21 protein-coding genes and 1 tRNA gene are annotated in these 19,540 nt (G+C 63.2%); 11 read left to right on the plus strand and 11 right to left on the minus strand.

What is annotated here, in order from left to right:
* Nucleotides 1–223 precede the first annotated feature (223 nt).
* From VLE48_09115 to VLE48_09130, 4 genes are all read right to left on the minus strand, one after another.
* Nucleotides 224–499, minus strand: coding sequence for a hypothetical protein (locus VLE48_09115; protein ID HSA93156.1), 276 nt, complete (start codon nt 497–499; stop codon nt 224–226).
* Between the two features lie 52 nt (nt 500–551).
* A tRNA-Arg gene (locus tag VLE48_09120) sits at nt 552–628 on the minus strand.
* 42 nt (nt 629–670) lie between these two features.
* Nucleotides 671–1,360: an amino acid racemase gene (locus tag VLE48_09125; GenBank protein ID HSA93157.1), complete on the minus strand. Its 690-nt coding sequence runs from the start codon at nt 1,358–1,360 to the stop codon at nt 671–673.
* A 51-nt stretch (nt 1,361–1,411) separates the two neighbouring features.
* Entirely contained in the window at nt 1,412–1,639 is a 228-nt protein-coding gene (locus VLE48_09130; protein ID HSA93158.1) for a hypothetical protein, read from the minus strand.
* Nucleotides 1,640–1,788: 149 nt separating this feature from the next.
* On the opposite strand from VLE48_09130, the gene VLE48_09135 reads away from it, so the two are divergent.
* Complete coding sequence (locus tag VLE48_09135; GenBank protein HSA93159.1) at nt 1,789–4,320, plus strand: heavy metal translocating P-type ATPase; 2,532 nt, start codon at nt 1,789–1,791, stop codon at nt 4,318–4,320.
* Here the strand turns inward: VLE48_09135 and VLE48_09140 are convergent.
* The gene (locus VLE48_09140; protein HSA93160.1) at nt 4,280–4,876 is read right to left on the minus strand and encodes a TlpA disulfide reductase family protein; all 597 of its coding nucleotides are present in this window, start codon (nt 4,874–4,876) and stop codon (nt 4,280–4,282) included. The genes VLE48_09135 and VLE48_09140 overlap by 41 nt on opposite strands.
* A 34-nt stretch (nt 4,877–4,910) precedes the next feature.
* Here VLE48_09140 and VLE48_09145 point away from each other — a divergent pair, with 34 nt between their 5' ends.
* Genes VLE48_09145 through VLE48_09170 form a run of 6 tightly spaced genes read left to right on the plus strand, consistent with a single transcriptional unit; the run spans nt 4,911 to nt 8,766 of the window.
* On the plus strand, nt 4,911–5,999 hold the full coding sequence (locus VLE48_09145; protein HSA93161.1) for a glycosyltransferase family 2 protein: 1,089 nt from the start codon (nt 4,911–4,913) through the stop codon (nt 5,997–5,999).
* On the plus strand, nt 5,980–6,390 hold the full coding sequence (locus tag VLE48_09150) for a 6-carboxytetrahydropterin synthase (protein HSA93162.1): 411 nt from the start codon (nt 5,980–5,982) through the stop codon (nt 6,388–6,390). The genes VLE48_09145 and VLE48_09150 overlap by 20 nt, the downstream gene beginning before the upstream one ends.
* Nucleotides 6,387–6,809 carry a 6-carboxytetrahydropterin synthase gene (locus VLE48_09155; protein ID HSA93163.1) on the plus strand — a complete coding sequence of 141 codons (423 nt, stop codon included), beginning with the start codon at nt 6,387–6,389 and terminating at the stop codon, nt 6,807–6,809. The genes VLE48_09150 and VLE48_09155 overlap by 4 nt, the downstream gene beginning before the upstream one ends.
* Nucleotides 6,810–6,831: 22 nt before the next feature.
* Nucleotides 6,832–7,434 (plus strand): GTP cyclohydrolase I FolE, encoded by a 603-nt coding sequence (gene folE / locus VLE48_09160; protein HSA93164.1) that lies wholly within the window; start codon nt 6,832–6,834, stop codon nt 7,432–7,434.
* 2 nt (nt 7,435–7,436) lie between these two features.
* Nucleotides 7,437–8,171 carry an SDR family oxidoreductase gene (locus VLE48_09165; protein HSA93165.1) on the plus strand — a complete coding sequence of 245 codons (735 nt, stop codon included), beginning with the start codon at nt 7,437–7,439 and terminating at the stop codon, nt 8,169–8,171.
* 52 nt (nt 8,172–8,223) lie between these two features.
* Complete coding sequence (locus VLE48_09170) at nt 8,224–8,766, plus strand: hypothetical protein (protein HSA93166.1); 543 nt, start codon at nt 8,224–8,226, stop codon at nt 8,764–8,766.
* On the opposite strand, the gene VLE48_09175 is transcribed toward VLE48_09170, so the two are convergent.
* Entirely contained in the window at nt 8,767–9,462 is a 696-nt protein-coding gene (locus VLE48_09175; protein HSA93167.1) for a rhomboid family intramembrane serine protease, read from the minus strand. It abuts the gene before it with no gap.
* 77 nt (nt 9,463–9,539) lie between these two features.
* Between VLE48_09175 and truB the strand changes: the two genes are divergently transcribed.
* Nucleotides 9,540–10,430, plus strand: coding sequence for a tRNA pseudouridine(55) synthase TruB (gene truB / locus VLE48_09180; protein ID HSA93168.1), 891 nt, complete (start codon nt 9,540–9,542; stop codon nt 10,428–10,430).
* A gap of 76 nt (nt 10,431–10,506) precedes the next feature.
* On the opposite strand, the gene VLE48_09185 is transcribed toward truB, so the two are convergent.
* From VLE48_09185 to VLE48_09205, 5 genes are read right to left on the minus strand one after another with little or no spacing between them, the layout of a single operon-like run.
* Entirely contained in the window at nt 10,507–10,821 is a 315-nt protein-coding gene (locus VLE48_09185) for a hypothetical protein (protein ID HSA93169.1), read from the minus strand.
* Nucleotides 10,822–10,839: 18 nt separating this feature from the next.
* Complete coding sequence (locus VLE48_09190; GenBank protein HSA93170.1) at nt 10,840–11,325, minus strand: bifunctional nuclease family protein; 486 nt, start codon at nt 11,323–11,325, stop codon at nt 10,840–10,842.
* A gap of 37 nt (nt 11,326–11,362) precedes the next feature.
* A complete protein-coding gene (miaB, locus tag VLE48_09195; protein HSA93171.1) occupies nt 11,363–12,691 on the minus strand; it encodes a tRNA (N6-isopentenyl adenosine(37)-C2)-methylthiotransferase MiaB in 1,329 nt (442 codons plus the stop codon).
* Between the two features lie 55 nt (nt 12,692–12,746).
* Nucleotides 12,747–13,547, minus strand: a complete 801-nt coding sequence (locus VLE48_09200; GenBank protein HSA93172.1) for an HAD family hydrolase — start codon at nt 13,545–13,547, stop codon at nt 12,747–12,749.
* Nucleotides 13,513–13,851 carry an STAS domain-containing protein gene (locus VLE48_09205; GenBank protein HSA93173.1) on the minus strand — a complete coding sequence of 113 codons (339 nt, stop codon included), beginning with the start codon at nt 13,849–13,851 and terminating at the stop codon, nt 13,513–13,515. Before VLE48_09205 ends, VLE48_09200 begins: the two co-directional genes overlap by 35 nt.
* A gap of 215 nt (nt 13,852–14,066) precedes the next feature.
* Here VLE48_09205 and VLE48_09210 point away from each other — a divergent pair, with 215 nt between their 5' ends.
* From VLE48_09210 to VLE48_09220, 3 genes are read left to right on the plus strand one after another with little or no spacing between them, the layout of a single operon-like run.
* Nucleotides 14,067–16,472 carry an efflux RND transporter periplasmic adaptor subunit gene (locus tag VLE48_09210; GenBank protein ID HSA93174.1) on the plus strand — a complete coding sequence of 802 codons (2,406 nt, stop codon included), beginning with the start codon at nt 14,067–14,069 and terminating at the stop codon, nt 16,470–16,472.
* Between the two features lie 22 nt (nt 16,473–16,494).
* Nucleotides 16,495–17,394, plus strand: coding sequence for an efflux RND transporter periplasmic adaptor subunit (locus VLE48_09215; GenBank protein HSA93175.1), 900 nt, complete (start codon nt 16,495–16,497; stop codon nt 17,392–17,394).
* Nucleotides 17,391–19,538 carry an HlyD family efflux transporter periplasmic adaptor subunit gene (locus VLE48_09220; protein ID HSA93176.1) on the plus strand — a complete coding sequence of 716 codons (2,148 nt, stop codon included), beginning with the start codon at nt 17,391–17,393 and terminating at the stop codon, nt 19,536–19,538. Before VLE48_09215 ends, VLE48_09220 begins: the two co-directional genes overlap by 4 nt.
* Nucleotides 19,539–19,540: the final 2 nt, after the last annotated feature.

Genomic DNA, 19,540 nt, shown 5'->3' on the forward strand with positions numbered 1-19,540 from the left:
AGGACCTTCACCGCGACGGTGCGGTCCAGGCGGGTATCGCGGGCGCGATACACCTCGCCCATTCCGCCCGCGCCCAGCGGCTCGACGATTTCGTATGGACCGAGCTTAGTGCCGGAAGAGAGCCCCATGCGTGTCGCGCATTATAGACGCTTGGGAAATCTGGCGCGCCCTGGGGGACGATTTCAGAATCTGCTGTTCCGCGGATAGTAGTCGCGGAGTACCGTTACGGCGCGATGTAACGGTGCACGGGCAGGATGACGGGCTGTCCCAATTCGAACCCGCATTTCCGCATCGTAAGACTGAACAAAGGCGCAAATGCGTCGTAGGCTTCATGGGATTCCCAAATGCTGACAGTAAAGAATGAATCGCCCTCTCCGATCCCTGCGTGAAACAGCAGCCCTGGCGGCACCGCCACCGGCGGGTTCCCGCTCCCGCTCCAACTGGCCTTGTATTGCTCGGCCGTCATCGCGGGTGGCCTGTAAACGACAGCAATCGCCATGAGAACTCCTGCTTGTACCCAGACTGCCAGGAAGGCAAGACGTGTGGAAAACTGGCGCGCCCTGAGAGATTCGAACTCCCGACCTTCTGGTTCGTAGCCAGACGCTCTATCCAACTGAGCTAAGGGCGCGCAGGGGTCAACTGAACACGATTATAGCAGCGAGCGGAAAACTCACTCCAGAGCCTTGCGCAGCGCGGCGCGAGCCAGGAGGCGCGTGGAGTCGAGGGTGGGCAGCGGCGAGTCGGCATCGGAGATGATGAGCGGAATCTCGGTGCAGCCCAGCACGACGGCGTCGCAGCCCTGTTGCTTCAGTCCGCCGATCACGTCCACCAAGTAACCGCGAGACTCGGGCAGAAAGCGGCCGTTCACCAGTTCGTCGAAGATGATGGCGTTGATGCGAGCGCGCTGCTCCGGTCCGGGGATGCTGTGCGCGAGGCTGCGTGGCGCGAGTTTCTCCGGATAGACCGGGCCTTCCATCAGGTAGCGGGTGCCGAGCACGCCCAGATGGCGGAAGCCGCGCCGGACGGCTTCCTCGGCGACGACCTCGGCGATGTGCAGCCAGGGGACGGGTGAGTTCGCGGTGGCGCGTGCAAAGACCTGGTGGATGGTGTTGTCCGGGCAGATACAGAATTCGGCGCCGATAGACGCCAGCTTGCGCGCGGATTCGGCCATCAGGTCTCCGACAGAGTCCCAGTCATCGCGGTAGAGATATTCCATATAGCGGCCGAGGGGAAAAGTATGCAGGCTGACCTCGGGATGCTGATGCGGGCCCATGAGCGCCGGGGCCTCGGTGCAGAGGGTGCGATAACACAGCGCGGCGCCCTCGGCGCTGCAGGCCACGATTCCGATATGCTTGGGCATGGGCGTAGCTAGAGATGCGCGCCATTCGCGCGCCGATGCAGATTGACCATATCAAATCAAAGCGACCTGTTCCTGCAGGTCGAAGCCGGCGCGGCGGAGCAGAGAAGAGATCTCGGCGGCGCTGAGGCGCGAGGCGTCGTACTCCACCCGGATGGTGCGCGAGGTCGCGTCCAACTCGATGCGGCGCACACCGTAGACCTCCCGCACTGTGGAAAGTGCGCGCAGATCATTCTCCGTGGGAGGCAAACCGTAGCGATAGACGACTTCGACAGCAGTCATGGCGGCGCTGACGCGGCCAGGTTAGCGTCCGAATTCCGCGTCCACAATCTAATATAGAGCAAGCCGTTCACGCGGGCGAAGCCAAACGACGCGGAGGACTGCTGTCGACTCGCGGGCCAAGGCGCTTAGCCCAGAAAGGATCGCGACTCATGGCGGAACACGACGGGAAGGACCACGCGGCGCATGGGGGATCGGCGTTCCCAATCCTTGCGCCCAAGCACGCGGCCGGCGGAGGCGAGATCGACCCGGTATGCGGCATGACGGTAGACCCGGCGAAGCCTGCCGGGACGGCGGAGCACGACGGCAAGACCTATTATTTTTGCAGTACGCACTGCGTGGCCAAGTTTCAGGCGGATCCTCAGAAATATCTCTCGCGGCCCACAACCGCTGCCATGCCGGCAGGGCAGATGGTCTCAATCGCGCCCGCCAAACCCACGCCGGCCGCGGGCAGGGAAGAGATGTACACGTGCCCGATGCATCCCGAGGTGCGAGAGAAAGCGGGAACGCCGTGCCCGCTCTGTGGCATGGCGCTGGAGCCGCTGGCGCCGCCGGGACCCCGGGTGGAATACACCTGCCCGATGCATCCGGAGGTCGTTCGCTCAGAGCCGGGCGCATGTCCCATTTGTGGCATGGCGCTCGAGCCCAAGACGATCACCGCGGCGGAGGAGAAGAATCCCGAACTGGAGGACATGTCCCGCCGCTTCTGGACGGGCGTGGCGCTGGGCGCACCGTTGCTGCTGCTGACGATGGCGGACATGCTGCTGCCCGGGCAACCGGTATCGCAGGCCATCTCGGGACGGCTTCTGGTGTGGTTGCAGTTCCTGCTGGCGACGCCGGTGGTGCTGTGGTGCGGATGGCCGCTGCTGGAGCGCGGCTGGCAGTCGCTCGTGCACCGCCACCTCAACATGTTCACGCTCATCTCCATGGGCGTAGTTGCGGCCTACGGTTACAGCGTGCTGGCGACGCTGGCGCCGGGAATGATTCCGGAGTCGTTCCTACATCATGGACAGCCGGCCGTGTATTTCGAGGCGGCAGCGGCCATCACCGTACTGGTGTTGCTGGGGCAGGTGCTCGAGCTGAAGGCGCGCAGCCAGACCTCGAGCGCCATCCGCGCGCTGCTCGACCTTTCTCCCAAGACGGCGCGGCGCCTCCGTCCCGATGGCAGTGAAGAAGATGTCTCGCTGGATCGCATCCATCCGGGAGACCGGTTGCGAGTGCGGCCAGGGGAGAAAGTCCCTGTGGATGGGGTAGCGCTGGAGGGCGCGAGCAGTGTGGACGAGTCCATGATCACGGGGGAATCGCTGCCAGTGGAAAAAAATCCGGGCGACCGCCTCACGGGAGCGACGGTGAACGGCACGGGCGGCCTGGTGATGCGGGCGGAACGAGTGGGCGCGGAAACGCTGCTGGCGCAGATCGTGCGCATGGTGGCGGAGGCGCAACGCAGCCGCGCGCCCATCCAGCGCCTGGCGGACGTGGTTTCCGGCTACTTCGTGCCGGCCGTGGTGACGGTTGCGGTTGCCACTTTCGTTGTGTGGTCGCTGTATGGACCGGAGCCGAGGCTGGCCTATGCGCTGGTGAACGCAGTCGCGGTGTTGATCATCGCCTGCCCGTGCGCCCTGGGGCTAGCCACGCCCATGGCCATCATGGTGGGCACGGGACGGGGAGCGCGCGCCGGCGTGCTTATCAAGAACGCGGAAGCGCTGGAGATTCTGGAGAAGGTAAACACGCTGGTGGTGGACAAGACGGGCACGCTGACCGAAGGCAAGCCGAAACTGATGTCGGTGATGGCGCTACCGGGTTTCCACGAGAGCGAGGTACTGGGGCTGGCGGCGAGCCTGGAGCGGGCCAGTGAGCATCCCCTGGCGGCGGCGCTGGTGGCGGGCGCCGGAGAGCGGAAGGTGAATCTGGGTGAGGCGCGCGAGTTCCGGTCCCTGACCGGCAAGGGAGTGGTGGGCAAGGTGAGCGGTAGGGAAGTGGCGGTAGGGAACGCGAAGCTGTTCGCCGAGCTTGGCGTTGAAGCGGCCACACTGGGCGAGCGCGCCGAGGCGGCCCGCGGTGAAGGCCAGACGGTGATGCTGGTAGGCATCGATCGGAAGCCGGCAGGGCTGGTGGCTGTCGCCGATCCAGTGAAGGCGTCAGCCAAGGCAGCGGTTGAGGCTCTGCAACACAAGGGAGTCCACGTCGTGATGCTCACCGGCGACAGCCACACCACCGCGGAGGCGGTGGCGCGGCAGCTCGGCATCACGGAATTCGAGGCCGAGGTCTTGCCGCAGATGAAATCCGAGGTGGTGAAGAGGCTGCAAAAGGAGGGACGCGTGATCGCCATGGCGGGCGACGGCATCAACGACGCCCCGGCCCTGGCGCAGGCGCAGGTGGGAATCGCCATGGGCACCGGCACGGACGTGGCCATGGAGAGCGCCGGAATCACCCTGCTGCGCGGCGACCTGGGTGGCATCGTGCGGGCGCGACGGCTGAGCCGAGCGACCATGCGCAACATCCGCCAGAACCTGTTCTTCGCGTTCATCTACAACGCGCTAGGCGTGCCCTTCGCCGCGGGCGTGCTGTATCCATTCCTGGGCACGGCAGGATTGCTGAGCCCCATCTTCGCCGCTGCGGCGATGAGCTTCAGCTCGGTCTCGGTTATCGGGAATTCGTTGCGCCTGCGGAGGCTGGAGCTGTAGGCAACTCGGCGGTGCGCGTTTCCGCAGAGGAGAGCTTCTCCAGGTAGCTCACGACTTCCGGACTGGTCCAGACAACTGGGCCGATAAACTTGCGCCGCACCACTCCCCGTTCGTCGATGATGAAAGTCTCGGGGAAGCCGGTGGGACGGTAAAGCCGGGCGCTGCTCTGCTCCGGGTCGCGGACGGTCAGGAAGTCAATGTTGTAATCGCGCAGGAACTTCTTGTACACGTCCTCATCCACATCCACGCTGACCGCCACCACCACGACACGGTCCTTGAGGCGGCGTTGCATGGCCGCCAGGGATGGCATCTCGTCCACGCAGGGCGGGCACCAGGTGGCCCAGAAGTTCAGCACCACGATCTTGCCGCGGTACTGGCTGAGCGACACGGCCGTGGTGCCATCGTTCAGCGTGAAATCAGGCGCGGTCTCGCCGATGAAAGCCGGGCGCGGTCCCTTCATGCAAGCCGCCGAAAACAGCAGCAGGGCCACCGCGGCCATCGGCAAGACGAACCGGCCCAGAGTCAGGGGCCAGGACGGGTTGGGGAAAGCGCGCATCGCTCAGTCCGTATAATAAATGTTTCTACCTGTCATGGCGGCAGAATCCGAAAGCGGCGGAAGCGCGCCACCGGAAGTCTCGGTCATCGTCCCGGCGCGCAATGAAGAGGCCTGTCTCGGCAGGTGTCTGGAGTCGCTGGTCAGCCAGGAGGGCGTGACTCTTGAGGTTTTGGTGGTGGACGATGGCTCGACGGACCGTACGCGCGAAATCGCGCAGGGGGTTCACGGGGTCTTCGTGCTGGGAGCCGATCCCTTGCCTCCCGGCTGGAGCGGCAAGTCCAACGCTTTGATCACCGGCACCAGGCATGCCCGTGGTGGGTGGCTGCTGTTCACCGATGCCGACACGGTGCATCTGCCGGGTTCGCTGCGCCGGAGCTTGCAGGAGGCGAAGGAGCATGGGGCGGCGTTGCTTTCCTATTCGCCGGCGCAAGAAGTTCACGGATTCTGGGAGCGGGCCCTGATGCCGGTGATCTTCGCGGAACTGGCGGTGACCTACCGGCCCAAGGAAGTCAGCGACCCGAAATCGAAGGCGGCAGCGGCGAACGGTCAGTATCTGCTGATCTCGCGGGAGGCCTACGAAGCGGTAGGCGGACATGCGGCGGTCGCCGGCACGCTGCTGGAAGACGTGGCGCTGGCGCGCGCGGTCAAGCGGGCGGGCTTCCGGCTGCGCTTCCGCTTCGGCGGCGACGCGGTGCAGACGCGCATGTACCGTACAGCTGGTGCGATGTGGGACGGCTGGACCAAGAACCTGGCGGCGTTGTTTCCGAACCCGCTGTTACTGGCAACGGCGCGCGCCCTTGAGTTCGTCGTGCTGCTGGGCGGTCTGCTGGCGATTATTGCGCTGGCCCCGCGCTTCAAAGAGGTCGGAATCCTGCTGGCCGCCATGGCAGCTACCTGGCTGAATTTCTCGCTGCGGATCCGCAGGGCACACTTTTCCTGGGATGCGAACCTGTCGGCGGTGGCGGGGCTGCCACTTTTTGCGCTACTTCTCGTCAACTCATTCATCCATTACAAGCTACGCCGCAGTGTAACCTGGAAGGGCCGCAGCTACTCCATTCTCGAGGAAGAAGCTGGTTCTCGGAAGGAAGCCGCACACGAACGACATGGTCTATCTGACGCGTAAGGCCGAATTCGCAGCCGCCCACTTCTATCACAACCCCCAGCTCAGCCCGGAGGAGAACCAGCGTCTGTTCGGCAAGTGCAACAACCCGAACGGCCATGGTCACAACTACACGCTCGAAGTTACGGTGAAGGGCGAAGTGAGCCCGCGAACCGGGTTCGTGCTCGACCTCAAGGAACTGAAGGAGATCCTGAACCGCGAGGTGTTGGAGGTGCTGGATCACCGGCACCTGAACAAGGAAGTGGCGGAATTTCGCGACCGGATCCCGACCACGGAAAACCTGGCGATCTACATATGGCAGCGCCTGGAACCGAGGCTGCGAGCGGCACGGCTGCATCGAGTGCGGGTGTACGAAAGTCCGGATCTGTTCGCCGATTATTACGGGGAAGCATGAAGGCGTACCTGACCCGCCGGTATCGCTTCGCGGCCGCGCACCGGCTGCATGCGGATTCGATGTCTCACGAGGAGAATCGCGCGGTGTACGGCAAGTGTAACAATCCGCACGGCCACGGGCACAACTACACCCTGGAGGTCACGGTGAGCGGTCCGGTCGACGCGCAAACCGGCATGGTTTGCAACCTGACGGACCTGGACCAGGCAGTAGAAAAGGAAGTGCTGGAACCGTTCGACCATCAGAACCTGAATGCGCTGCAGCCCTTTCGTGAACACGTGCCGACGACCGAGAATCTGACCCTGGAGATCTTCCGGCGGCTGCAGCCCCACTTCAGGGAAGCGCGGCTGGAGAGGGTGCGCCTGGAAGAGACCATGCTGAATTCATTCGAGTATGCGGGCGGCGCCGAGCCCAGAAGGTAGGCGATCGCAGAAGGGAAGTGCCATGAAGAGGACAACCGAACCCGTCACCCTGACCAGCGCAACCACACCGGAGCTGGTGCGCGAGCTTCTGGTCCGCTTGGGCGAGGACCCGGAGCGCGAAGGTCTCGAGCGCACGCCGGAGCGTACCGGGAAGGCCCTGGAATTCCTGACCCGCGGCTACAACGAGGACCCGGAGAAGATGCTGCGGGGAGCGCTGTTCAACGTCACCTATGACGAGATGGTGATCGTGAAGGACATCGAGATGTTCAGCCTGTGCGAGCACCACCTGCTACCCTTTTTCGGCAAGGTACACGTGGCCTATATTCCCAACGGCAAGGTGATCGGGTTGAGCAAGATCCCGCGGCTGGTGGACATCTACGCGCGGCGGCTGCAGGTGCAGGAGCGGCTGACCACGCAGATCGCGGAGACCATCCAAAAAGCCATCGAGCCGCAGGGAGTGGGCGTGGTGATTGAAGCCCGGCACCTGTGCATGATGATGCGCGGGGTGGAAAAGCAGCACTCCGCCGCGGTGACCTCTTCCATGCTGGGTGCATTCCGCGAGGAGCAGGAGACGCGCGAGGAGTTTCTGTCCCTCATCCGCAGCCGCACCAACAACGGAGCCTAGGAGTGAAGCGACGGGCCGGAGCGCGCCGTTTCCGGAAGCAGCTCGCGGTGGTGACCGGCGCCAGCCGGGGCATCGGGCTGGCGGTGGCCGAGGCGCTGGCCGCGGAGGGCTGCAACGTGGTGCTGGTGGGACGTGATCCGCGGGCGCTGCAAGCGGCCGAGCGCAGGGTGGCAAGACACGGCGGGAGAGGGCTCACGGTCTTCGCGGACGTGAGCAAGCCGGAGTCCGCGGCCTTCGTCTTCAAGATGGTGCGGCAGCGTTTCGGACGAGTCGACATTCTCTTTAACAATGCCGGCATTGCCCACCGCATCACTCCCATCGCGAAGCTTTCGCTCGAGACCTGGCGGCAGGTGCTCGACACGAACCTGACGCCGCTGCTGATCTGGACCCAGAAGGCGCTGCCGCTGATGAAGCGCGGAGCCACGATTGTCAACAATCTCTCGGTGTCGGCACGCAAGGTGTACCCGGGATCGGCGGCCTACACTGCCTCCAAGTTCGGCGCGCTCGGCTTCACAGAAACACTACGAGAGGAACTGCGTGGGCGAGGCGTTCGCGTGATCTCGCTCATGCCGGGGCCCGTGAACACCGCATTGTGGGACACCCTGTGGCCGGCCGCCCCGCGCAAGCGGATGATTCGGGCGGAGGACGTGGCCCATGCGCTGGTCGAGGTGCTGGCCCAGCCGGCGGAAACGACGGTGGAGGAACTGGTGGTCGCGCCCACTTCGGGGCCGCTGTAGAATCGGAGCGCGGTTCCTGGCGTTACGGCCCTGATAGAATCGGTGGACTGCTATGCGACGCAGCGACGAACCCAGCGAGTTCAAGCCCAAGAAGCGCACCTCGCAGATCGTATTCGGCGAGCGCCAGCATCTGAGTTCGGTGCTGGATTCCATCCTGCGCTTCGGCAGCATCTCCGAGCGCGTGGCTCGCGAGAAGCTGGCCCTGGACGAGTTGATTGCGGCACGTACGGCAGAGCTGAACCGCATCAATCCGGATTGGGACCAGAAGCTCAAGAAGGCGCGCGACGCCAACACCTCAGCTGATGAACTGGCGGAGATGGCGCAAAACACGCCGGCCGACGACTATCTGCTGTTGCGCACTCTGGCCGAGCATCCCAATACGCCTTCCTCCGTGCTTTCGCTGCTGGCGCAACATTCCTATGACGCGGTCAAGGAGAACGTGGCCCGGCATCCCAACACGCATCCCAAGACACTGGAGAAGCTGGCCGCAGACCCTACCCGCCCGCTGTGGTTCCTGGTGGCGTGCAATCCCGCCACGCCGGAGGAGTTGCGGGAGCAATTGAAGCAGCGCATGTGGCAGGAGGCCGGCAGCTAGCTACCAGCCCTGGTGGCGATATCGCTGCGGGCGCCGGGCGAACATCTTGACCAGGGTCACACCGGTCAGAAAACCTCCGACGTGAGCCCAGAACGCGATTCCGCCCGAGGTCTGGTGGGAGTAGGCGATGGAGGTCGCGGCGCCACTGAGGAACTGCGCTACGAACCAGTATCCCAAGACCAGCCACGCGGGCAGCCAGAGGAAAAAGACGAAGAAGAAGGTCAGCACGCGTGCTGAGGGAAACAGAAGGAAATAGGCTCCCATCACGCCGGCGAGGGCGCCGCTGGCCCCGACGCTGGGCACGTCGGAGGAAATATTGAAACCGATGTGCAGCAGGGCGGCGGCGATGCCGCTGGTGAGGTAGAAGAGAAGAAAAGGGAAGTGGCCGAGATGGTCCTCGACATTGTCGCCGAAGATCCACAGCGCCAGCATGTTGGAGAGCAGGTGGAGCCAGGAGGCGTGCAGGAACATGGAGGTGACCAGGGGCACCAGGGAAGTCGTGGCGCTGGCGTGCAAAGCTCCACGGAGCGGCGCGGTTACCTGTGCGGGAACCACGCCGAACTGGAACAGAAAGTTCATCCGTGTTCCGGGCTCCAGGGAGATCTCGAACAGAAACACCATGACGTTCAACGCCAGCAGCAGATAGGTGACGAACGGAATTCGGAAGCAGGGAGCGTCGTCGCGCAGTGGGATCATGACGGTATACGTTCGAAGGCAGGAAAGCGTGGGGCGGGCGTGAGCTGCATTTGCTTTCAACATAACAGAGCGGACGCATGAATGGCGCGCTGGTAGTCGACAAGCCGGGCGGGCTGACCTCGCATGACGTCGTGGCGCGGGTGCGGCGCATCCTGGACGAGCGCTCCGTAGGGCACTTGGGAACGCTCGACCCCATGGCCACAGGTGTGCTGCCGCTGCTGGTGGGGCGAATGACGCGGCTGGCCCAGTTCTACCAGGGATGTGAAAAGACCTACGAGGGCGAAATACGCCTGGGTTTCGCCACCGACACCTATGACGCTGAGGGCGCGCCGACGGGCCCAGCCGTAGAGTGGCGTGGAACCCTCGAGCAGGTGCGGGAGGCGGCTCGCCGGTTCGTAGGATCCATTGAGCAGGTGCCGCCGCCGTTCTCCGCCAAGAAGGTAGCCGGGGTCCCGGCATACAAGCTCGCCCGGAAACACAAGCCCGTGGAACTGAAGCCGGTAACGGTGGAGATCCGTGAGTTCGAGATCACAGGCCTGGAAGGCGGCCGCGCCTCCTTCCGTACGCGGGTAACCTCAGGTACCTACTTGCGCTCCGTCGCCCATGACTTGGGGCGCGACCTGGGCGTGGGGGGTCATCTGGCCCGGTTGCGGCGGACCGCGGTGGGGGAGTTCGCGCTGGAAGACGCCAGAACGTTGGAGGCACTGGAGGAAGCGACCGCGGCCGGGGAAGTGGAGGCATTGATGGTCCATCCACGACGGATGCTTCCCGAGTTCCCCTGCGTCAGCGCCAACGCCGAGAGCGCCACCCGAATCCGGAACGGGAACGCGGTGAACCTGCCCGAGCTGTCGCGGGCAAAGCAGGTGAAGGTCTTCGCCGGGCAGAGCGACCTGATTGCCATCGCTAGCCGGGTTGCCGGCACGCTGTTCCATCCCAAGGTGGTGCTGGCCGGCAGAGCGGGAGGCTAGGCGACCCTGGCACAACGTCCGATAACAGATATTCTGTAAACTATGATGCCGTGAGCCCTGGGAGCGGGTTCGGTTCCTACTGGGAGGCTTCCAGAAGGCCTACTAGGTCCTCCTGGAAGCGCCGCAGGCACTCCAGGCGCTCCGGCGTGGCATCCACGACCTCTCCCTTGGCTTGGAACACCTGGTGACCTCCCTTTTCGACCAGGACGCCCAGAACTTCACCCATGCGCCAGCCGGGGCTGCCGACCATGCGGAGGCCTTCGGAGGTAGCTTCCAGAAGAGCGATACAGCCGTCGCGAACCACTCCCACACACTGGGGAAAGCGCTCGAAGGTCTGGATCTCAAAGCCGGCTAGATAGATGCGCTGAAGCTGCTGGGCGGGGTCTGGCACAGCGGGCAGGCGGCGCCTTTACATCTTGTAGCGACCGAGGTCTTCGTCGTTCAGGTTCTCCAGCCAGCGGCGCAGCTCTTCGCTGGAGACCTTATCGGAGACGGCGCTGGCCAGCTTGGAGGACCGCAGAACCTCGTCCTCAACGTAGATGGGGCAATCCAGGCGCAGGGCCAGTGCCAGCGCGTCCGAAGGCCGCGAATCGATGCTGATGATGCGCCCTTCGCGCTCCAGCCAGATGACGGCGTAAAAGGTGTCCTCGCGGAGGTCATTGACCACGACCTTGCGCACGTTGGTATCCAGGCCCACCAGGACGTTCTTGATGAGGTCGTGGGTCATGGGCCGAGGGGTGGTGACCTTCTCGATCTCCAGGGCGATGGCGTTGGCCTCATAGATTCCCACCCAGATGGGGAGCACGGCGTCGCCGGAGGTGTCCTTGAGAATCACGATGGGCATGTTCGTGACCGGATCCATCATCAAGCCCCGGATTTTCATTTCGACTTCCATGTCTCCTCCCTGCAGAAAATCACACCTCCGTGGGTCGCTAGCCTACCATTTCTCCCGCCAGGCTGTTAGGAAAACTCTGCGTTACCCGTGCCTTGACGTATGCGCCTGGGGCAGGACGGATGGGCGCGGTGGTGGTGAAGTTGACGGTCTTGTTCTGCGAACTGCGGCCGACGATCTGCCCCCGGCTCGCATTGTGACCTTCAACCATCACTTCCATGATTTCGCCGATGTGCCTTTTGTAGTTGCGGATCTGGATGTCCTTCTGGCGCTCCTGCAGCACCGCCAGCCGGCCCGCTTTTTCCGGCTCAGGAATCGAGTTGGGCATGGAGAGCGCGGGCGTGTTGGGACGAGGTGAGTACTTGAAGGAAAAAACGCCGTCGAAGCCTACCTGGTCGAGCAGCGTAAGCGTCTCCTCGAAGTCCTCCCCGCTCTCCCCGGGGAAACCCACGATCACGTCGGTGGTGATGCTGATGGGACGCCGGGCCGCGCGCATCCATGCGATGCGCTCCAGATAGTCTTCGCGAGTGTACTCGCGCAGCATGGCACGCAGGAGGCGCGTCGAGCCGCTCTGTACCGGCAGGTGCACGTGATCGCAAAGCGCGGGAACGGAATCGATCGCGTCCACGATGTCGCGCGTAAAGTCACGCGGGTGTGAGGTGGTGAAGCGCACGCGCCGGATGCCGGGGATATTACCCACCGCCCTCAGCAGTTCCGCGAAGCTCATGCGTCCGGAAGGATCGCGGTAGGAATTGACGTTCTGCCCCAGCAACTGGACCTCGGTGTATCTCGCGTCCGCCATGCGGCGCGCTTCGGCCAGCACGGATTCTGACGTCCGGCTGCGCTCCTTGCCACGGGTATAGGGGACGACGCAGAAGGCGCAGAATTTGTCGCAGCCTTCGATGATGGTGATATAGCCGCGATACGGGTTGGAGCGCGCCGTGAACTCGGTCTCGAAGGTTTCGCTGGTCTGGCGGTCGTCGAGCCCGGTGACCCGGCGGTTCCCTGCCTCCAGTTGCACCAGCATCTGCGGCAGATGGCGATAGGAAGCCGACCCGGCGATGAGCGATACGTGAGGGGCACGCTCGAAGATCCGTTCCCCTTCCTGTTGTGCCACACAGCCCAGAATCCCGAACGTCTTGCCCTGCGTTGCGAGCTGGCGGAAATCCGCTAGGCGGTGGAAGACTTTCTGCTCAGCCTTGTCGCGAATCGAGCAGGTGTTGTAAAGCACCAGGCCCGCCTGCTCCACGCTTTCCACCTGCCGGTATCCCTGCGAGAGGAGCGTGCCCACGACTTTCTCGGAGTCGTGCACGTTCATCTGGCACCCGAAGGTTTCAAGGTAGAACGTTTTTTCGCCGTGCGCGGCCATCGCAAGGCCAGTATAGCGCAAGGCTGGCGGGCAAGATTGAGCGCCGGAGCGCCTTTCAGGCACCGAAACGAAAGGGCAGTTTCAGAATTTCGGTGACTCGGCGGATCTCGAAGTCGGCGGTCTCTTCCCTGCTCTCGGGATTCAGTCGCTTGAACTCGCCGTGACGCACGCGAACGGTGTGCATTCCATGGCGGTTCCCTGCCCGGATTTCGCTCGACGGCCGGTCTCCCACCACGAGAAATCGCCTGGGGTTAGTGTCCACGGTCCGCACCAGCCGATCAAACAACTGCTCCTTGGTGACGACCTTGTTGGTATCAGCGAAGAAGATGCGTTCGACTGCCGGTTCGTGATCGAGGCCCAAAGAACTCACCTTGGCATGCTGCGTGGCAGGATGACCATAGCTGGCAATGAAGATGCGCACGCCGCGCCGTTGGAGAGTGCGCAGCATGGCGCGCACCCCAGGAAACAAATGCAGACGCCCCACCGGCGTCTGAAAAAAAGCCCGGCGGGCGGCCTGGTGGAGCCTGGCACGGAAAGGGACACCGAAATGCCGGCACACTTCCCGGTCGATGGGCTCCAGGCGCGGGTCGCGCTCGAAGGCGCGCATGCGTACGCGGTGGATGGCACGCGCCGTGCCTGGAACGCCGGCCCGGGCCATGGCGCGGGCTGCTTGGTAATGGGCGGCCCGCACGCGCTGCCCGAAACAGTCATAAAGAGTGTCGTCCAGGTCGAAGATGACGACCTGGATGAGCGGCCGGCTCCGGCGGCCGTTTCCGGACGTCTGCTTAAGGTTTTCTTTGGGGCGCCGCGCCCGGCGTTTCCTACCGGTAGGACTGGACGGCCGCGTCTTCGTCATCGAAGATCTCGAACAGATTGAGCAAGCCGACGATCTTCAAGGTCTGCATGGCGAGCTTGGAGGGGCTGACGAGCTTCAACGAACCGCCGCGCTGTTTGGCCGAAGTGAGCGTCCGCACCAGTACGCCGATGCCGCTGGAGTCGATCATGGGAACCTGGGCAATGTTCACCACGATGCGGGTGTCGCCGCCATTCAGCAGGTCCTCCAGCGTCTGTCGGAAGCCGTCCACGGCGTCACCGATCTTCAGGTCGCCGCGGAGCTGGACTACGAACACATCGGTGAACTTGCGAACGTTAATGTCCAAGCGTTTTCCTCCTGCTGCGACCCGAAGGCGGCTGCACAACAGTGACCTAGCTTACCATCGGGCGGCGTGAAAAGCAGCGCCCCGCGCGCGTTGACACCCCGGTAAGCGTTTGTTAGAGTGCGCGCACAAGTTACGTAAACCTCCGTCACTTTGCAAGTCGCTGCCAAACTAAGCAGGTCGCGGGCGCGGAACTTTCGTCCGGGCCCAGGAGTGTAATGGCAACGCAACGCCCCGGTTACGCCATCCCCTACGCCGATCTGGCCACCGCCCTGCTCGCTACCAGCGAAGTGGCTCCCCGGGCGCGCCTGCTAGCCGAGCAGGTGTCGAATCTCGTGCCGGGCGGGGCGGTAGTGATCTACATACTGGATGAGAACGGGGCTTGGGCTCCCAAAGCTACTGCCGGGGAGGTGGCCTACGAGGAGTCCGCCATCGAGTTCGGCACGGGTACGCTCGGCGCGATGGCGGAGCGGAACCAATCGGTACTGTTTACGGGCTCTGCGCTGACACGCGAATCGTACTCGCACCTCAACGTGCGCCGTACGGTGGTGTCCTTGGCTTCGATCCCTCTGCTGGTTGATGAGCGACTGGTAGGCGCCATCGAAGTCCTCACCTTCGATGAACCTATTACCGAGGTTGGCGTCGCCGCCTTGACCGAACTGGCGCAGTTTGCGGCCCTGGGGCTGGCCGCTGGGGTGGCGTACGAGAACGAGCGCAACACCCAGTTGCAGTCCATCACCCGCATCACCCAGATGTACGACCTCGAGAAGGTCTTCAACGCCACACTCGAGATGGACCAACTGCTCCCTGTCATCGCCTCCAAATTCCAGGAAGTGATGAACGTTCAGGCGGTGAACCTGTGGCTGGTCGAGGACGAAGCTCTGGTCCTGATGAGCCGCGCCGGTGACGATGCCGCTTACGAACTGGAGGCGCGGCAGGCGACGGGCGAAGGGATTGTGGCTGACGTGGCGGATTCCGGCGAAGGGGTGTGCATCAGCTCCGCCGACGACGAGCGACTGCGGAAGCGCAATGCCCAGGTGGAAGAAGGAGAGGGTGCGTTTTCTGTTGTGGCGGCACCCATCATTCACCAGGACTCCGTGGTGGGAGTGGCGGAAGCCATCAACAAGAACGACGGGTCACCTTTCGATGAGGATGACCTGTTCCTGCTCACCACCATATGTGAGACCGCGGCGAACGCCCTGCACAACGCCGAACTGTTGCAAACGGAACGCAAGGTCGAGATTCTGGAACTGCTGGTGCAGGTGAGCCAGGAGATCACGTCCACGCTGAACCTGGACCGCGTGCTGCAGACCATCGTCAACGGCACGCAAGCCGTGATTCCCTTCGAGCGCGCCGCGCTGGCCCTGGAGGAGCGTGGGAAGCTCCGTCTACGCGCAGTCTCCGGCATGCAGGAGGAGTCGGTCGACCTCTCCAACCCTGACCTCGCGGCTCTCAACGACCTGCTGCTCTGGGCGTCCACCTCCCTGGAGGAGATTCATGTCCGTCAGCACGGCGACGAGATCGACGACCCGCGCGAAGAGACCCGAGCCAAGTTCACCCGCTATTTCGAACAGACCGGATTGCGCGGGTTTTACGCTGTGCCCCTTTCGGACGATACCGGTCGTGTCGGCGTACTTTCATTCGAAAGCCGCGACCCCGATTTCCTTTCGACTGCGCACCTGGAGATCATCCGGGTGCTTGCCGGCCAGGCGACGGTCGCCCTGCGCAACGCTCAGATGTACAAGGAAGTCCCCTTCATCGGCATCCTTGAACCGATTCTACAGAAGAAGCGGAAATTCTTCGCCATGGAGAAGCGGAGCCGGCAGACGTCCCTCATGCTGGCAGGCGCTGTACTCGCCTTCCTGGCGGTTGTGCCTCTGCCGATGCGGGTGGATGGCGACGCCACCGTCGCGCCGACATCGCGGGCGCGCATACAGCCGGAGGTCGAGGGCGTGGTGCGCAAGGTGTACGTGCGTGAGGGCGACGCGGTGACGCGGGGCACAATCCTGGCAGACCTGGAGGACTGGGACTATCGTTCCGCGCTGGCAGGTGCTGAGGCCAAATTCAACACGGCGGTTGCGGAGATGAATCGTGCCCTGGCTTCGAATGACGGCACCGAGGCCGGCATCCAGCGGGTTCAAGCTGATTACTGGGCGTCCGAGGTGAAGCGAGCGCGCGAACGTCTGGAGCGGACGCGCTTGCGCGCTCCAATCGACGGAGTCGTGGCAACGCCCCACGTGGAGAACTTCGTTGGCCGGCACCTCGAGGCCGGGGACGACTTCGCCGAGTTGGTGGATTCCTCGCGGGCCGTCGTGGATGTAAGAGTCCCCGAGAAAGACGTGGCATTGTTGGAAGCCGGCCACACCGCATCGGTGAAATTGCTCAGCTTTCCCACCCGAACCTTCCGGGGCCGCGTGGTGGTGGTGAGCCCCAAGGGGGAGCCGGCCGAAGACGAGCGCTTCTTCTACGCGCGGGTGGCTCTGCCCAACGCGGATGGCGCAATCCGGGCGGGGATGCAGGGCAGGAGCAAAGTTTGGGTGGGCTGGCGCCCGGCCGGATACGTCATGTTCCGGGGCTCGGCTATGTGGATCTGGTCGAAGCTATGGTCGTGGTTCGGGTGGTGAACGGCAGATGAGAGGTGACAATTTGGCCCAGCGAGTAACCCAAGGTGCGCTGCTGGCGACGGTGCTGATCCTGGCTGGATGTTCGGGCTCGCAGCCGAACCCAGCGCAGCCAGCTGCACCCTCGGCGGCACCAGCGCCCATCGCCACCACCACAGCCCCGGCAGCCACGACGAGATTCATCGCGTCGGGGCCTTTGGTCGTAGAAAACCAGGTGGACGTGGCGGCCCAGCGGGAAGGCGTGGTCGCACAGATCCTGATTGACGTTGGAACGCCGGTTCGCACCGGCCAGGTCCTGGCCCGGCTGGATGACAAGCAGTTGCTGGCGGACCGCGAGGCCGCAGAAGCCAGGGTGCGCAGCATCGAGGCCGATCTGAAGAACTGGGAATCGTTCGCCAAGGTGTACGAAGCGGACCTGCAGCGCGCCGAGGAGATGTGGAAGAACGATCTGCTGACCAAGCAGGATTTGGAGCACGCGCGCTACAAGTCCATAGGCTCCAAATACGAAGTGGAGCGGGAGCGGCATAACCTGGAGAACGCCAGGGCGACCCTTCGGTCGCTGGAGTTGGAGCTGGCAAAGACGCGCATTGCGGCGCCATTCGATGGAGTGGTAGCGCGACGCTACGTGCGCGCCGGACAGAAGGTCGCTCTCGGCGACCGCCTCTTCTGGGTAACTGCCGTGGCTCCTTTGCGGGTGAAGTTTAATCTTCCGGAGCGCTTCCTCCGGCAGGTGAAGATCAACCAGGAATTGGCAGTAACCTCTCCCGACGTCCCAGCAGAGCAGTACGGGGCGCGCGTCATCCAGATGAGCCCGGTGGTCGACCCTTCCAGCGGAACCATCGAAGTATTGGCGCAGCTCAACGGCCCTGCGGGCGAACTCCGGCCCGGTATGATGGTCAACATCCACGTCACCGAGGCGCCGTGAACCTCACCGAAGCGCTCAATACAGCGCTTCCGGACATCCCCGCGTTCACCCACGAGCCCCTTCCCAGGCTTCGACCCAACCTGCTTGCCCGCGAGCACACGGTTCGGGGCGTACCGGTCGTAGTGGGGGTCATCCAGGAAACAGGCTATATCTACCGTTGGGCTCCCGAAGAATGGGAAATGCTCAAGCTGTTCGACGGTACCCGGACGTTGCAAGAGATTTCTGACGTTTATGCCGAGCGTTTTGGGGTCCGGTATTCGGTCGACTTCCTGCGCGAACTCGTGGACGTGCTGGACGGACAGGATTTCTGGTACAAGACGCCCCTGGAACACAACATCGCCCTGCAACAACGGCTTGCCGAAGAACGGCAGAAGAAAGCGAAAAAATCCAAGTATGGCGATGTTTCCGACCTGCGGCTGATCTACTGGAACCCGAACAACTACCTGCACGCCATCTACCCCTATCTCAAGTTCATCTACACGCCGTGGTTCACCGCCCTCAGCTTTGCGGCGATGGCTCTGACGCTGTACATCTTCTTGGACCACGGAATGCAAATCTTGTTGGACACGGTGCGGTTCTATACGTTCACGCTGTACACCGCGTCGGATTATGTCACTTTCTGGCTGTTAACCTGTTTTGTCCTGTTCATCCACGAGAGCGCCCATGGCCTGACGTGCGTGCATTACGGCGGCAACGTGTACAAGATGGGCTTCAACCTGATCTACATGACCCCAGCCTTCTATACGGAGGCGCAGCAGATCTTCGTGCTGGGCAACAAGTGGCAACGCCTGAACACGATCGTATGGGGTGCATGGTCGGAATTGCTGCTGTGCTTCATCGTGACGCCGATCTGGTGGGGAACGCCGCCGGGAAGCGTGATCCATGAAGTGTGCTACATGCTGATTTTGGTGACCGGCGTTGCGGTCGTCCTGCTCAATATCAATCCGTTGATCAAACTGGACGGCTATTACGCGCTGACCGAACTGCTGGAACTGCCGATGCTGAAGGAAGAGTCCACCGCCTACGTCACCAGCTGGGTGAAGAAATACTTCTGGCGGCTGCCGGTGGAAGTCCCTTTCGTGCCCCGACGCCGGCGGCTGGGATATGTGATTTATTGCCTCGTATCCGGTCTGTATAGCTACACCTTGCTCCTGTGGGCGACGCGGCTGGTCACCCGGATTGCCACTAGCTTCACTCCGGATTGGGGCTTTCTTGTGGGCATCTTAGTGGGGTACCGGCTGTTTCGTTCCCGCATCCACGCCTTTGGGAGGCTCATGAAAACCATCTACCTGGATAAGAAGGAACGTGTGCAGGCCTGGTTCAGTCGCCCGCGCCTGTTGGCTACAGCGGTGGCTGTGGGTGTCCTCCTGTTTGCGCCTTTGTGGCCGGAGTCCGTGCAAGGGCCCTTCGTACTCGAACCCCTAAGCCGTGCTCCCGTGCGAGCGGTCGTGCCGGGGATGGTGACAGCAGTTCATATCGAAGAGGGGCAGCAGGTCAAGGCTGGGATGCCGGTGGCAACCTTGCGCAACCTGTCGCTGGAGAGCGAAGCGGCTCGGGCCGCGGCAGACTACCAAATGGCTTCGGCTCAAGCCACCCGGGCTCGCCTGCTTTACACGGACTACGCCGCGGCGGAAGAAGAAAAGGAACGAGTGGCCGAGCTCAGCCGAAGCCGGGCCGAAGAGGTCTCCAAGTTGCAGTTGATCAGCCCCATCGACGGCACCGTCCTCACGCCGCGCGTGCATGACCGCGTGGGATCGTACCTTAGGGCTGGAACAGAACTGGCTGAGATCGCAGATCTTTCGACCCTCCGGGCTCGCATCTATTTGCGCGAGTCGGAGATTCGCAAGGCCCGTCCGGGCCAGGAGGCGAAGATCTTGGTGCACGCCTCGCCCATTCCAGTCTCCGGGACCGTAGTAGCCATCGCGCCTGTTGCCTCCAAGGCAGAGGCAGGCCTGGTTCAGGAGAGCGTTTATCGGGGCATCCAGACGCCAAATTTCTATGCCTGCGATATCCACCTTGCCAATCCCGAAGGCCTCCTGGGGCCGCAGATGAGCGGCACGGCGAAGGTCTTCACAGGGCGGCGTAGCATCGCAGGTCTAGCGTGGGAGCCAGTTCAGGAGTTTCTCTCCCGCAGAATCTGGTGAGC

This window comes from Terriglobales bacterium (assembly GCA_035454605.1).
In the GTDB taxonomy this organism is placed as follows: domain Bacteria; phylum Acidobacteriota; class Terriglobia; order Terriglobales; family Acidobacteriaceae; genus DATMAB01.